The sequence below is a fragment of the Silvania sp. genome, from assembly GCF_051656365.1.
In the GTDB taxonomy this organism is placed as follows: Bacteria; Pseudomonadota; Gammaproteobacteria; order Enterobacterales; family Enterobacteriaceae; genus Enterobacter; species Enterobacter hatchlandensis.
The window spans coordinates 1-13,901 of record NZ_JBOGBT010000093.1; the positions used below are offsets into that span (position 1 = coordinate 1).

Below are 13,901 nucleotides of genomic sequence, written 5' to 3' on the forward strand. Positions count from 1 at the left end.
CCCGCTTTAACGTTAACCTGATCACCCAGGCTGCCCAGGTTTGCTACTTTATCAAGCAGAATAACTTGCATTACCTTATCCTCTTAAAGTCGTATTAATGGACCGTGCCCGATTACTGATGACGATCAGTGTACGGCAGCAGAGACAGGTAGCGAGCGCGTTTGATAGCGCGAGCCAGCTGACGCTGATATTTTGCACGAGTACCGGTGATACGGCTTGGGACAATCTTACCGCTTTCGGTGATGTAGTTTTTCAGCGTTGCGATATCTTTATAGTCGATCTCTTGAACGCCTTCCGCGGTGAAACGGCAGAACTTGCGACGACGGAAATAACGTGCCATATGGCTAGTCTCCAGAATCTATCAAATCAATCTGCTCGGCATGCAGAACCATCTTGCTCAGGCCGTTCTTTGCCTTGTGGCAAGAAATGAACCCCTGAACGGTTACTGCGCTACCGACCGTTATACTGTGAGTAATGGCCTGGTTTTCGTGTCCGCTAATAATAACGGGCATTTGGCACCACGCCTGCCGGTGAAACCCGGCTTCCTCCTGCACTGAACGATGCTCAAGCACGAACTGGCAGTGAGGAATTCCTGATGGGCTGACCTTACGAAGGGGGGTCCTGCACACAGTGCCAGACAACACCAGACGGTTGGTCATCAGAAATTACTCTTCAGAATCCCCAGCATCAGCATCATCTGCGGTTTCATTTGCGAAGTCATCGCGACGCTCACGGCGCTCGTCTTTCGCTTTAACCATCGGAGATGCTTCAGTAACTGCGTTCTTAGTACGCATTACCATGCTGCGGATAACGGCGTCGTTGAAGCGGAAGTTAGTTTCCAGCTCATCGATCGCTTCCTGCGGAGCTTCAACGTTCAGCAGAACGTAGTGAGCTTTGTGCAGTTTGTTGATCGGGTAAGCCAGCTGACGGCGGCCCCAGTCTTCCAGACGATGAATCGTGCCTTCTGCTGCAGTGATTGCAGTAGTGTAACGTTCGATCATACCCGGAACCTGTTCGCTCTGGTCAGGATGGACCATAAAAACGATTTCGTAATGACGCATCGAATTGCTCCTTACGGATTATTCAGCCTCCTGTCTGGGTCAGCCGCGGCCCATGGAGGCAAGGAACGTGATTAAAGGGCGGCTGAAAAATTGACGCGCCATTCTAATTGCACCCCCCAGAAAACTCAAGTTGATTGCACAAATAATTCGCACAAAGCGTAAAGCCAGTCTAAGTGGGTGATTTACCATTAGTCACAGGCGATCGCGACGTTTTTTTGAACAACAGCATCAGAAATGGTCGCGATTGCCCACCAGATTAGTGGTTACACTTTAACCAGTAGACGTGAATATCGTCGCACCGAAGGTTGTCGTGGAGCGCATATCATGAAAAAGATCACCCTGGCCATTCTGGCTGCGCTATTGCTCAGTGCAAACGCGACAGCAGCCATAAAGGTTGATAGCCGACAGGCCAGAAATATGGATGATGTGCAAAGTCTGGGCGTCATTTATATCAACCATAACTTCGCCACGGAAAGTGAAGCTACAGAAGCGATTAACGCAGAAGCCGATGCGCGGGATGCCCGCTACTATCACGTCATGCTCACCCGTGAACCGGGCAGCAACGGCAATATGCACGTCAGCGCAGATATCTATCGGTAATGCTTTGACGCTAGCACCAGGAAAGCCAACAACGAGAATATTGTCATAGTGAGATTAGCCCCCTGCCCGGGGGCTTTTTTTATTTTTGCCCGTAATAGGCATTCGGACCATGCTTACGCATAAAGTGCTTGTTGAGCAGATAGCGGTCGACCGGCTGCAGCTGCGGATTGATACCTTGGGCAATCCACGCCATTCTTGCTACCTCTTCCAGCACCACGGCGTTATGCACCGCATCGTGGGCATCTTTACCCCAGGCGAAAGGACCGTGCTGCCAGACAACAACCCCCGGATTGTGCAGCGGCTCAGCATCACCCAGCGTTTCAATGATCACCTTGCCAGTGTTGAGCTCGTACTCGCCCTGCACCTCCTCTTCACTTAATCCCCGTGTACAAGAGATATCGCCAAAGAAGTAGTCCGCATGGGTGGTCCCCAGCGCGGGGATCGCCCGCCCGGCCTGCGCCCAGGCAGTCGCGTGCGTCGAGTGGGTATGCACCACCCCGCCGATTGAGGGATAACGCTGATAGAGCGCAAGATGAGTTGCGGTATCGGAAGAGGGTCGCCATTTCCCCTCGACGACCTTGCCGCTGAGATCCACCACCACGATATCGTCCACGCCCATGCTGTCATAGGCCACGCCGCTGGGCTTGATCGCTACCCACCCGCGCGCGCGGTCAATGGCACTGACGTTTCCCCAGGTAAAGGTGACGAGACCGTAACGCGGCAAATCCATGTTCGCCTCATACACCTGCTGCTTAAGCTGCTGCATGTTCGCCTCCTGTCAGCCCGGCACGCGCCATCTGTTCAAGCACCCAGTCGCGTGCTTTTACAACTTCTCGCTCCGGATTTTCAGCGGTTTCGCTCCACATCTCAATCAGATACGGTCCGCAATAGCCGCTCTGTTTAAGCGTGGTAAAGCACTGTTCAAAATCCACTACCCCGCTACCGAAGGGGACGTTTTTAAACACCCCCGGTCTCGTGTCTTTGACGTGTATCGCCACGATGTGCCCTGTCCCGGCCTGCAGCTCCATCTGCACGTCGTTATCCCACGCAGAAAGATTGCCAATATCGGGATAGAGCTGGAACCACGGGTTATTCAGATAGTGGGCATAGCCGAGCGCTTTGCTGATGGAGTTCATCAGCGGGTAGTCCATGATCTCTATCGCCAGCGTCACCTGCGCGCGGCTTGCCATCTCGACGCTCTCTTTCAGCCCTTCGCGAAAGCGGCGGCGTGTTTCATCGTTCGCTTCCTGATAGTAAACGTCATAGCCCGCGAGCTGGATAACGCGGATCCCCACGTCCTGAGCCAGGCGAATCGCCTTCGCCATGATCTCCAGCCCCTGGCGACGCACCGCATTGTCCTGGCTGCCGAGCGGAAAACGACGGTGGGCACTCAGGCACATCGACGGCACGCGTACGCCAGTTTCAGCGATAGCGGACACCAGCGTCAGCCGCTGCTCACGCGACCAGTCGAGACGCGACAAGCGCGCATCGGTTTCATCCACCGACATTTCGACAAAATCAAAGCCCAGCTTTTTGGCGAGCTGGAGTCGCTCAAGCCAGTCCTCCCCGGCGGGGAGGGCCTTTTCATAGATCCCGAGCGGAACCTGTTTGCTTAACATAGCCGCTCCTTATCCCCACAGCTGGGCGATGGAACGTTTGAACTGACGTGCGGCTTCAACCGGCGAGGCGGCATCGCGAATGCTGCGACCGGCGATAAAGACGTGAATCGGAATACCGGCGAACAGCGGCAGATCCTCGAGCGCCAGACCGCCCGTGACAGTGACTTTAAAGCCCATGTCGGCCAGACGCTTAACGGCGTTGATATCCGCTTCACCCCAGGCTACGCCCGCCGCCTGAGCATCGCGACTGCGGTGATACACCACCTGCTGAATACCGACGTCGCGCCACGCTTTCGCCTGTTCCCAGGTCCAGAAGCCGGTCAGTTCGATCTGCACGTCGCCGTTAAATTCTTTGGCGACGTCCAGCGCCCCTTTGGCGGTGTTGATGTCTGCGCAGCAGATCACCGTGACCCAGTCGGCGTTGGCTTCAAAACACATCCGCGACAGGATTTTGCCCGCATCGGCAATTTTGGCGTCCGCCAGCACAATTTTGTGCGGATACAGGGCTTTCAGATCGCGAACGGCGCGCACGCCCTCCCCCACGCAGAGGATGGTGCCCACTTCAATAATGTCGACCTCATCGGCGATAAGCCGTGTGGTGTCATAAGCGTGAGACAAGGTCTGGTTATCCAGCGCAACCTGGAGCATCGGTAACTGTGACATAGATATTCCCTCTTAGACGGCGGCCGCATCGGCGCGATCAATTAAATCCAGTACGTCCTGCTCGCTGCGGCAGGCGCGTAAACGGTCGAAATTGGCTTCATCTTCAAACAGATTAACGATTTGCATGATCCCCACTTCCTGATGGGTATTGGCATCCACCGCCGCCATGGTGATCAGGATATCGACCGGGTCATTGTCGTCATGGTTAAACACCAGCGGCGTTTTTAGCGTCACCAGCGCAAAGCCCGTTTTCTTTACGCCCTCTTCCGGGCGGCCATGCGGCATAGCCAACCCTGGGGCAATCACAAAGTACGGGCCAAACTGCGCAACGCCATCGAGGATGGCCTGGTAATAACGCGGCTCGACCACGTCGGCCGCGACCAGTAAATCGACACCGATTTTTACCGCTTCCTGCCAGCTGCTGGCGTCTGCCTGCAGCGTGATGGAGTGGTTCTCGGCCAGTGAATCACGTAATTTCATGGCGCAACCTTATTTCACATCTGCTGGAAAGTGCGCAGCGATCACTTCCATCAGTTTTGGGCCAAAATCTGCGGGGGAGAGCATATTGCGCACGCCCACCACGTATTTATTGCCTGACACCGTGATTTCGCCGGCGATATGGGTCGAGGCAATGATCACGTCCGCCCCACTGAGTTCGCTTTTGTACTCACCGACGGCGCAGCTGTTCACCGTGTGATTCACACCCTGCTCGGTGAGGAACTGATCCACTTTCATTTTCATGATCATGGAGCTGCCTTGTCCGTTGCCACATACAGCCAGAATACGTACGGTCATAATCGGAACTCCTTATTAAGCAGAGTGCTCTGCCAGTTGTTTTTCTGCGTCTTCTTCAGCGCGTAGAGCTCGCCCGGCGAAGACCATATAAGCCAGTGCAATCAGGATAATGACGGCCATAAAGACGATGCCGACCGAGGCAAATCCTTGCATCATTGGCGGGGCCAGAATCGACCAGTCCGCCATCCCCATCCAGGCACTCATCCCGGTGAGTTTTACCGCCCAGACGCAGCCGAAGATTTCAATCATGCCCATCACCAGGCAAATCTTGAGCGCCGCGCGCCAGCCGCCAAAGTGGTTAGCAAACACGCCAATGGTGGCGTTGGAGAAGAACATTGGGATAAAGCCAGGAATGATCAGAATGGAAGAGCCACAGCCCACGAGGATGCCAACCGCAATCAATTGGCCGATGGTGCCCCACATAAAGCCCCACACCACGGCATTAGGTGCAAAGCTATAGATAGCCGCACAGTCGATAGCAAGCACAGCACCGGGAATCAGACGTTGAGAGATACCGTTGAAAGCTTCTGACAATTCGGCGACGAACATACGCACGCCCTGGGTGATGATGAAAATCGCCACGGCGAATGAGAAGCCCGTTTGCAGGATGTAAATTGTCCAGTGAGTTTTACCGGCCATCGCCTGCACAACGTCAATACCGAAGGAAAGCAGGATAGCGCCAAAGAACACCGTCATCACAATCGCTGTGGAGACGATATTGTCGTGGAAAATATGCAGCCAGCCGGGCAGCTTAAGGTCTTCAACGCTCTCTTCTTTCTTGCCGAGGAACGGCGCCACTTTGTAGGCAATCCAGGACGCAAACTGCTGCTGATGGCCGATTGAGAAACCGCAGCCGTCAGTCACTTCCTGAGTGGGTTTGTACATCATGTTGGAGGTGATCCCCCAGTAAAGCGACACCAACACTGCGGTACAGATAATGGTGGTCCACATCGGGTAGCCGAAGATGTAGAAGGATACAGCTATCAGCCCGGCCTGCTGGAACATGATGTGGCCGGTGAGCATGATGGTGCGGATGCCGGTAATCCGGCGCAGCAGAACATAAATAATATTCAGCGCCAGCGCCAGCAACACCGCGTAGCCCACCCAACTGTAGGCGTCGCCCATCCGTTCGATGGTGGCCATCATCGATGCATAGGTGTCTGATATGGCACCGTTAATGCCGTACACCTCCGACATTTTGGCGACCACCGGCTTAAAGGTGCTGGTTAAAATGCCCGAACCCGCCTGAAGCAGCATAAAGCCGATGATGGTTTTGATGGTGCCTTTGACTATCACGCTCACGCTTTTGCGCAGCAGGATGTAGCCCAGACACGTCACAATACCCAGCAGCAGCGGGGCGTTAGTCATTACCTGATTAAAAAACACGGTAAAGACGCTGTAGAGGATCTCCATAACACTCTCCGGTAAAGGAAGCACGGTGCGCGAGGCTTGTGCGAAAGTGCCCCCACTCTAGTAATCACAAATAATCACTACAAGATTGCATTTGATTATTTGTGATGTATCACGCAAATTATTTCCACACGCCGCGCAGTGACTTTACCCTCAACAACTGACATCTATATAAAATCTTATAATTCAATTAATTAATTAAACTCAATGTAACAACAAGTAGGGCTGACGACGTCTGGAACGGACTTCGCACAAGAATTTCGCTTGGCAAAATGCCGTTGCAATGTTGCTTCCCCGGTGTCAACATAAATCAAAATACATCACCATTTGATTAATTATGAGAAAAATGGAGTCCGCAAAATGAGTAAAGTGAACAGCATCACCCGTGAATCATGGATCCTGAGTACGTTCCCGGAGTGGGGGAGCTGGCTGAATGAGGAGATTGAACAGGAGCAGGTCGCTGCCGGCACCTTTGCGATGTGGTGGCTGGGCTGTACAGGGATCTGGCTGAAATCAGAAGGCGGCGCGAATATATGCGTCGATTTTTGGTGCGGGACGGGCAAGCAAAGCCACGGTAATCCGCTGATGAAAACAGGGCATCAGATGCAGCGCATGGCTGGGGTACAAAAGCTGCAGCCTAACCTGCGCACCACCCCGTTTGTGCTCGATCCGTTTGCTATACGCCAGATTGACGCCGTGCTGGCTACGCACGACCATAACGATCACATCGATGTGAACGTTGCGGCCGCCGTTATGCAAAATTGCGGCGACGATGTGCCCTTCATCGGCCCGCAAACCTGCGTGGATATCTGGATCGGTTGGGGCGTACCGCCGTCGCGCTGCATCGTGGTGAAACCGGGCGATGTGGTGAAGATCAAAGACATTGAAATTCATGCCCTTGACGCGTTCGATCGTACGGCTTTAATCACCCTTCCCGTAGAGCAAAAAGCGGCGAGCGTGTTGCCGGACGGCATGGACCAGCGCGCGGTGAACTACCTGTTCAAAACCCCCGGCGGCACGCTGTACCACAGCGGCGATTCACACTACTCCAACTACTATGCAAAACACGGCAACGAGCATCATATCGACGTGGCGCTGGGCTCGTATGGTGAGAACCCGCGCGGGATTACCGATAAAATGACAAGCGCCGATATGCTGCGCATGGCGGAAGCGCTGAACACGAAAGTGGTTATCCCGTTCCACCATGATATCTGGTCGAACTTCCAGGCGGATCCGCAGGAAATCCGCGTGCTGTGGGAGATGAAAAAAGACCGGCTGAAATATGGCTTTAAGCCGTTTATCTGGCAAGTGGGCGGCAAGTTTACCTGGCCGCTGGACAAGGATAATTTTGAGTACCATTATCCGCGCGGCTTTGACGACTGCTTTACGATTGAACCGGATTTGCCGTTCAAATCGTTCCTGTAGTTGGCCACGCTATCGCCGGGCAATGCGCCCGGCGATTCCATCTTTTGCTTAGTATTTTCAGGCTATTTCAAATATCATCTTTTGAAATCAATTTATTTCGGAATAGCTCATGACAGAAGCACAGCGACACCAAATATTACTGGAACTCCTGGCGCAGACGGGGTTTGTCACCGTCGAACAGGTGATTGCCAGGCTGGGCGTTTCCCCCGCCACCGCACGCCGGGACATCAACAAGCTGGATGAAAGCGGCAAGCTAAAGAAAGTGCGCAACGGTGCAGAAGGCATCAGCCAGCAGCGTCCGCGCTGGTCGCCGATGAATATTCATCAGGCGCAGAATCACGACGAGAAAGTACGTATTGCCCGCGCGGCATCGCAGCTGGTCAATCCGGGCGAAAGCGTGGTCATCAACTGCGGCTCAACCGCCTTTTTGCTGGGCCGCGAGATGTGCGGAAAGCCGGTGCAGATCATCACTAACTATCTGCCGCTGGCTAACTACCTTATCGATCAGGAACACGAGAGCGTGGTGATCATGGGGGGTCAGTACAACAAGAGCCAGTCCATCACCTTAAGTCCGCAGGACAGCGAGAACACGCTGTACGCCGGACACTGGATGTTCACCAGCGGTAAAGGGCTGACCGCCGAGGGATTGTATAAAACCGATATGCTGACGGCGATGGCCGAGCAGAACATGCTGAACGTGGTCGGCAAACTGGTGGTGCTGGTCGACAGCAGCAAGGTCGGCGAGCGGGCCGGGATGTTATTCAGCCGCGCGGAGCAGATAGACCTGGTGATTACCGGTAAAAGCGCTAACCCCCAGATCCTCCAGAAGCTGGAAGATCAGGGCGTGAAGGTCCTGCGCGTTTAGAGATGCTGACGGAAAAACGCCACCGTGGCATCAAGAGCGGTCGGCGTGATGCGATGCTTCACCCCCGCTTCCCATAAACAGGTCAGCTGTTTATCCAGCCCTTCCCGCTGTAACGCCTGCTGTAAACGGAACGTCTCTGCGGCAGGCACCACGTCATCTTCTTCACCGTGCCAGAGCAGCAGCGGGCGATCGCCCAGACGCGGCAGCGCCGTCGTCACGTCCCAGTCGGCAAGCGGTGCCAGGGTGGCGTCGAACGCCCCGGGCAGCAGGGGCGGAAACAGCGTCCGGGCCAGGGTCGTGAAATAGCCGGAGCCCATCAGGCTCGCCACGCAGGTTACCTCCGGATGACGCGCCATGATCCCCAGCGCAGTCATGCCTCCCATTGATGCGCCGGCCACCGCCAGCCGTTCGTCCTGCACCAGTCCAGCCTGATACAACGCATCCCGCAGTCCGGCGAACTCGCTGAGATTCCCGTGCAGAATCGGCCAGAACTGCCCGAGTCGTGCCTGCTCATCGCCCGCAAAGCGCGCGCCGTGATCCGGGGCATCTGGCATCACCACCCGAAAACCGACCTGCGCTAGGGCGACCGCAAAATAACTGTAGACCAGCTTAGAGGAGGTAAACCCGTGGTAAAAAATAACCACCGGCAAGGGTTTCGCCCCCATTCCTGCCGGGACGGCGTGTACAATCTCACGATCGCCAAACTGCCGTATTTCAAGTTCAATCATTGTTGAGCCTCATGCGAAAGGGTGATTCATAATGTTGAGAACTGGCTTACGCTTTCGCGAAATTTTCATTCGAAAATTACGCCGCAGATAACAGTTTGGGAACATTCCCCCAAAATCAAATTAACAGAGATCTACACTATGGCTATCAGGAAACGAGATTGGGTTATGCGAAGGTTTGCTGCTTTAATGCTGATGCTGCTGTTGAGCGGGTGTAGCGCGCTGCAAGGTACGCCGCAACCCGCGCCGCCAGTGGCCGATCATCCACAAGAGATTCGTCGTAATCAAACGGAAGGATTACAGCGAATGGCCACGGTCACCGCACTTGAGCGGGGCTCGCCAGCGGATGTGGAGGATGCGATTAAAGCAAAAGCCGTCGCCGCAAAAGCAGATTACTACGTCATTATCCTTATCGATGAAACTATCGTAACAGGGCAATGGTACTCGCAGGCCATTCTGTACCGAAAGTAATGACCGGTATTTAAACGACATTTACACTGCTTTGCGTCCATAGACGTTTTCCTGTCCACAATAAACTCCGTGCCTATGACAATGGAAGTGAGTTTATTTGCGAAGGATTGCCCGGCGGGTACCGGGGACACGTAAAATGGAGCTGACGATGAAACGATCTCTTGCTTTGACCTCACTGTTGCTCTCAGCCGGTCTGGTGAGTACAGCCGCGCAGTCAGCCGAATTTGCCAGCGCTGATTGCGTAACAGGTTTAAATGAAATTGGACTGATTTCCGTGAGTGATATCTCAGGGAGTCCCCAGGATGTAGAGCGCATGGTTGCGCTAAAAGCTGACGAACAGGGTGCCTCGTGGTATCGCATCATCAAAATGCAGGAAGACAACCATGTTGATCGCTGGCGAGTACAAGCCATACTTTATGCCTGAAAAGCAACCATAAAAAGCCACTCATTTTTAGTGGCTTTTTAATATTTACAATTCTATTATCCTTGTTGTTACTACCCCATGACCTTCCTGCAACATTTCGTTACATAAACCCAATAAATGTTATCCCCGCTCTGCCGTTGAAAAGCGATACCTTTTTAGCAATGAGCAATTTATGATCAATTTTTTTCGCCGTGCAGGTCTGGGCACTAAGCTATCGCTGCTTACCGGCTTGAGCGTTGCCATACTCTTTCTGCTTTTCACTTTTCTTCTGAGCTATAACACCAGTCAAAAACTCAAATCTTTGGCCATAGAAGATCTGCATAACCAGTCCACCGGCGTGGTGGATATGGTGCAGATGTTCAATACCAGCCTCACCGAAGAGGTGGAGAGCTATACCCGCCTGTTTACCACCTTTTTGCCGCAGCCGCTGAGCCTTGATGCCAGCCAGACCCGCACCATCAACGGCCAGAATGTCCCGTTGTTGAAAGGCGGTGATACTGAACTCCATGAGAACAACACCACACCCGATGATTTCCTGAATCGCACCGGTGCTATCTCTACGCTGTTTGTGCGCAGCGGCGACGACTTTGTCCGCGTGGCAACCTCGCTGCGAAAAGAGAACGGCGATCGGGCCATCGGTACGGTACTGGACCCTGCCAGTCCGGCCTGGGCGGTGGTCACCCAGGGCGAGGTGTATCGCGGCCTCGCCCCCCTGTTCGGCAAACGCTACATCACCCAGTATCAACCGGTAAAAGACGCGGGTGGACAGGTGATCGCCATTATCTTCGTCGGGGTCGACATTACCCACTCATGGAACGCTATGCGCGAGAAGATCCTCAGCCGCCGTCTGGGCGAGAGCGGCCACTTCTTCGTGCTGGATCGCAGTCATGGCAAAAATCACGGCCAGTACCTGTTCCATAGCACAGAAGAGGGGCAACTGCCGAAGTGGGAGAACGACGTTCAGCAACAGCTGCTGGGGGATCGTTCCGGCACGCTGGAGCGCCAGAGCGCCGAAGGTCGCACGCTGATTATGGCCTGGACGCCGCTCCCGGGCTGGAACTGGACGATAGTGGGCCAGGTGGATAAAACCGTTCTGTTGGCCGATGTGACCAGCCTGCGCGATCGCTTCCTGCTGGCGGGAGTCGTCCTGTCCGCACTCTTCGCCATGCTGTTCGTGTTTATCATCCGCCGCTGGCTTACGCGCCCGCTGCGCGATGTGATTGGTCTTGCGCAACAGTATGCCGCAGGCGATCTGCGCGCCACCCTGCCTGCCACCCGTCAGGATGAGGTGGGGCAGCTGATCAACGCCATCAACGGCATTGGCGGCGGGCTGCAAAAAATCGTGCTGCAGGTGCGTGAAGCGGCGGGAGATATCCATCTGGGAACCAACGCTCTGGCGGCGGATACCGGCGAGATCTCCGAGCAGATCAATAAGCAGGCCAGCAGCGTGGAAGAGACTTCCGCCAGTATGGAGCAACTGGCGGCCAGCGTGCAGCAGAATGCGGCCAATATGGAGCAGACCCAGCAGCTGGTCGGCGAAACCTCCCGGGCGGTGCATCAGGGCGGGGAGACCGTCAGCCATGCTGTCGCTACCATGGATGATATTCGCGAAGCATCGAAACGTATCGAAGCCATCACGCGGGTGATTGAGGGTATCGCTTTCCAGACCAATATTCTGGCCCTGAACGCCGCCGTAGAGGCCGCGCGGGCGGGTGAACACGGTAAGGGCTTTGCCGTGGTGGCCCAGGAAGTCCGCGCCCTGGCAGCGCGTAGCGCCAACGCAGTAAAGGAGATTGAACTGCTGATTGGCGATACGCTCAGTAAAGTGAGCGAGGGTCACGCCCTGTCGGAGCAGACCCGTCAGGCGATGGAGAGCATCATCGGGCACATCGACAATATCAACCAACTGGTCACGGAGATTAACCATGCCTCCCGCGAGCAGTCGGCAGGCATCGGTCAGGTGAACATGGCGATGGCGCATATCGGCGAAGCGTCGCATATCAACGCCGATCGCGTTTCACGCAGTGAACAGACGGCGCAGACCCTGCGGGGGAAAGGGTCGCACCTGACCAATCTGGTCAGCCTGTTCCGTCTGTAAGTCTCAGGCAACGCCGCCCGTGGCGCGCAGGAGCAGGTCGTCCTGCACCTGCGCGCTGAGCAGAGAGCCCCCACGGGCGTCGAGCATTTCACGGCACCAGGCCTGCGCCATCGGTGGTGATGTATGGCGCAACATCTGCGCCCCCGTGCCCAGCAGAAAGATCTGCCGGGCGATCTCCCTGCCCTGCGCCTCCTGCGGCTTACGCAGTTTTTGCTGCAACTGCCGCCAGCTGCGGTCGAAATGGCGGTCCTGTCCTTTTACTTCGGCAAAATCCGTATACAGCATATCGGCCACGCCAGGCTGCTTCGCCAGCACCCGCAGTACGTCCAGCCCCATGATATTCCCCGATCCTTCCCAGATGCTGTTGACCGGCATTTCACGATACAGACGCGGCAGTTCGCTCTCTTCGCAGTAGCCGATCCCGCCCAGAACCTCCATCGCCTCGGCGACAAACGGGATCCCCGCCTTGCAGATGGCAAATTTAGCCGCCGGGGTGAACAGCCGCGCCCACAGCGCTTCCTGCTCATCCGCCCGGCGATCCCAGGCCCGCGCCAGACGGAACAGCAGCGCGGTTTGCCCCTCGAGCTGTAGCGCCATCCGGCTTAGCACGTCGCGCATCAGCGGCTGCTCGATCAGATTTTTGCCAAAGGTCTGGCGCTGGTGGGCGTGATACAGCGCCACCGAGAGTGCGCGACGCATCTGCCCGTGGCTGCCAAGGGCGCAGTCAAAGCGGGTTAATCCGCCCATTTTAAGGATCTGGCGCACGCCTTCGCCTTCTTCACCCAGCAGCCAGCCGGTGGCGTCGAGAAATTCGGCTTCACTGCTGGCGTTCGAGCGATTGCCCAGCTTGTCTTTGAGCCGCTCCAGCTGTACGGCGTTGCGCAGCCCGTCGGGCAGAAAGCGCGGAACGAAGAAGCACGACAGCCCGCCTTTGGCTTGCGCCAGCACCAGGTGCGCATCGCTTTGCGGCACCGAGAAAAACCATTTATGGCCCACCAGCCGGTAACTGCCGTCGCTGCAGCGCTCCGCCCGGGTGGTGTTGCTGAGAACATCTGAACCGCCCTGCTTTTCCGTCATCCCCATCCCAATCAGCAGGCCGCGCTTTTGGTTGCCGGGTGCCAGATGCGAGTCATATCGGTCGCTGAGCAGCGGCGTCAGCCAGTCGTGGAAGGCGCGCGGCAGCGCCTGCTGCAGCAGCGGCGTGGCGGCAAAGGTCATGGTGATGGGGCACAGCGTGCCCGCCTCCACCTGGGCATGCAGGACAAAACGTGCCGCCCGGGCCACGAAGGATCCTTTTCGCGCCTCCTCTTCCCACGCCAGGTTATGCACCCGGTTAGCGCAAAGCCCCTGCATCAGCAGGTGCCAGGCCGGATGAAAGCGCACGTCGTCCAGCCGCGTGCCGCTGGCATCATAGCGCAGCAGTTCAGGTGGATTAACGTTGGCAAGTCTGCCCAGCTCCAGTGATTCGGCGGTGCCCAGCTGCTGACCGATACTGGCGAGCAGCTCGGCGTCCCACTCGGCACCTTCGCGGTTGACCGCTTCACACAGGGCGCGGTCGGAGAGGAAAAGATTGCTGTTCGTCAGGGGTGAAGGCTGATTGAAAACCGTATGCGTTTGCCAGTGCATGGTGTGTCCCTCCTTCAATGGCAAAGAAGGTAAGTATGGACGCTACGGGAGGAGGTATTGCGCTCAGCAAGCGTGAAACAGCTCACACAACCTAAGAATAATAAATTTCCCCGCCAGCT

17 protein-coding genes and 1 pseudogene are annotated in these 13,901 nt (G+C 55.8%); 6 read left to right on the forward strand and 12 right to left on the reverse strand.

The genetic code is table 11. The features are described 5' to 3' along the window. The 4 genes and pseudogenes from rplI to rpsF form a co-directional block, all read right to left on the reverse strand. Positions 1-71 (reverse strand): annotated as a pseudogene (rplI, locus tag ACRDD5_RS17600) (50S ribosomal protein L9); the annotation flags it as partial. Positions 72-112: 41 nt separating this feature from the next. Then, positions 113-340: a 30S ribosomal protein S18 gene (gene rpsR / locus ACRDD5_RS17605; RefSeq protein WP_000135199.1), complete on the reverse strand. Its 228-nt coding sequence runs from the start codon at positions 338-340 to the stop codon at positions 113-115. A 4-nt stretch (positions 341-344) separates the two neighbouring features. Further along, positions 345-659, reverse strand: a complete 315-nt coding sequence (priB, locus tag ACRDD5_RS17610; protein WP_006178996.1) for a primosomal replication protein N — start codon at positions 657-659, stop codon at positions 345-347. 6 nt (positions 660-665) lie between these two features. Next, positions 666-1,061, reverse strand: a complete 396-nt coding sequence (gene rpsF, locus ACRDD5_RS17615; RefSeq protein ID WP_271267926.1) for a 30S ribosomal protein S6 — start codon at positions 1,059-1,061, stop codon at positions 666-668. Positions 1,062-1,385: 324 nt separating this feature from the next. Between rpsF and yjfY the strand changes: the two genes are divergently transcribed. Further along, a complete protein-coding gene (yjfY, locus tag ACRDD5_RS17620; protein ID WP_271267925.1) occupies positions 1,386-1,661 on the forward strand; it encodes a DUF1471 family protein YjfY in 276 nt (91 codons plus the stop codon). Between the two features lie 79 nt (positions 1,662-1,740). Here the strand turns inward: yjfY and ACRDD5_RS17625 are convergent, their stop codons facing one another. Genes ACRDD5_RS17625 through ulaA form a run of 6 tightly spaced genes read right to left on the reverse strand, consistent with a single transcriptional unit; the run spans position 1,741 to position 6,151 of the window. Then, positions 1,741-2,427: an L-ribulose-5-phosphate 4-epimerase gene (locus ACRDD5_RS17625; RefSeq protein ID WP_438677520.1), complete on the reverse strand. Its 687-nt coding sequence runs from the start codon at positions 2,425-2,427 to the stop codon at positions 1,741-1,743. Continuing rightward, complete coding sequence (locus ACRDD5_RS17630; RefSeq protein ID WP_438677521.1) at positions 2,414-3,280, reverse strand: L-ribulose-5-phosphate 3-epimerase; 867 nt, start codon at positions 3,278-3,280, stop codon at positions 2,414-2,416. The genes ACRDD5_RS17625 and ACRDD5_RS17630 overlap by 14 nt, the downstream gene beginning before the upstream one ends. Before the next feature lie 9 nt (positions 3,281-3,289). Then, a complete protein-coding gene (locus ACRDD5_RS17635) occupies positions 3,290-3,943 on the reverse strand; it encodes a 3-keto-L-gulonate-6-phosphate decarboxylase UlaD (protein WP_438677522.1) in 654 nt (217 codons plus the stop codon). Between the two features lie 12 nt (positions 3,944-3,955). Then, a complete protein-coding gene (ulaC, locus tag ACRDD5_RS17640) occupies positions 3,956-4,423 on the reverse strand; it encodes a PTS ascorbate transporter subunit IIA (protein ID WP_271283281.1) in 468 nt (155 codons plus the stop codon). Positions 4,424-4,432: 9 nt separating this feature from the next. Next, positions 4,433-4,738: a PTS ascorbate transporter subunit IIB gene (gene ulaB, locus ACRDD5_RS17645; protein WP_271283282.1), complete on the reverse strand. Its 306-nt coding sequence runs from the start codon at positions 4,736-4,738 to the stop codon at positions 4,433-4,435. 15 nt (positions 4,739-4,753) lie between these two features. Next, positions 4,754-6,151, reverse strand: coding sequence for a PTS ascorbate transporter subunit IIC (gene ulaA / locus ACRDD5_RS17650; protein WP_438677523.1), 1,398 nt, complete (start codon positions 6,149-6,151; stop codon positions 4,754-4,756). Positions 6,152-6,508: 357 nt separating this feature from the next. On the opposite strand from ulaA, the gene ulaG reads away from it, so the two are divergent. Both ulaG and ulaR read left to right on the forward strand, forming a co-directional pair. Then, positions 6,509-7,573 carry an L-ascorbate 6-phosphate lactonase gene (gene ulaG / locus ACRDD5_RS17655; RefSeq protein WP_438677524.1) on the forward strand — a complete coding sequence of 355 codons (1,065 nt, stop codon included), beginning with the start codon at positions 6,509-6,511 and terminating at the stop codon, positions 7,571-7,573. Positions 7,574-7,682: 109 nt separating this feature from the next. After that, positions 7,683-8,438, forward strand: coding sequence for an HTH-type transcriptional regulator UlaR (gene ulaR / locus ACRDD5_RS17660; protein ID WP_271283285.1), 756 nt, complete (start codon positions 7,683-7,685; stop codon positions 8,436-8,438). On the opposite strand, the gene yjfP is transcribed toward ulaR, so the two are convergent. Continuing rightward, entirely contained in the window at positions 8,435-9,166 is a 732-nt protein-coding gene (gene yjfP, locus ACRDD5_RS17665) for an esterase (RefSeq protein WP_438677525.1), read from the reverse strand. The two genes, ulaR and yjfP, sit on opposite strands and share 4 nt — an antisense overlap. A gap of 138 nt (positions 9,167-9,304) precedes the next feature. Here yjfP and bsmA point away from each other — a divergent pair, with 138 nt between their 5' ends. The 3 genes from bsmA (at position 9,305) to ACRDD5_RS17680 (ending at position 12,156) form a co-directional block, all read left to right on the forward strand. Then, entirely contained in the window at positions 9,305-9,634 is a 330-nt protein-coding gene (gene bsmA, locus ACRDD5_RS17670) for a biofilm peroxide resistance protein BsmA (protein WP_271283341.1), read from the forward strand. A 136-nt stretch (positions 9,635-9,770) separates the two neighbouring features. Beyond that, positions 9,771-10,058, forward strand: a complete 288-nt coding sequence (gene yjfN / locus ACRDD5_RS17675; protein WP_418939613.1) for a DUF1471 family protease activator YjfN — start codon at positions 9,771-9,773, stop codon at positions 10,056-10,058. A 172-nt stretch (positions 10,059-10,230) separates the two neighbouring features. Further along, the gene (locus ACRDD5_RS17680) at positions 10,231-12,156 is read left to right on the forward strand and encodes a methyl-accepting chemotaxis protein (protein ID WP_438677526.1); all 1,926 of its coding nucleotides are present in this window, start codon (positions 10,231-10,233) and stop codon (positions 12,154-12,156) included. A 3-nt stretch (positions 12,157-12,159) separates the two neighbouring features. Here ACRDD5_RS17680 and ACRDD5_RS17685 read toward each other — a convergent pair whose 3' ends face one another. Next, positions 12,160-13,782, reverse strand: coding sequence for an isovaleryl-CoA dehydrogenase (locus tag ACRDD5_RS17685; protein WP_438677527.1), 1,623 nt, complete (start codon positions 13,780-13,782; stop codon positions 12,160-12,162). Between the last annotated feature and the right edge of the window lie 119 nt (positions 13,783-13,901).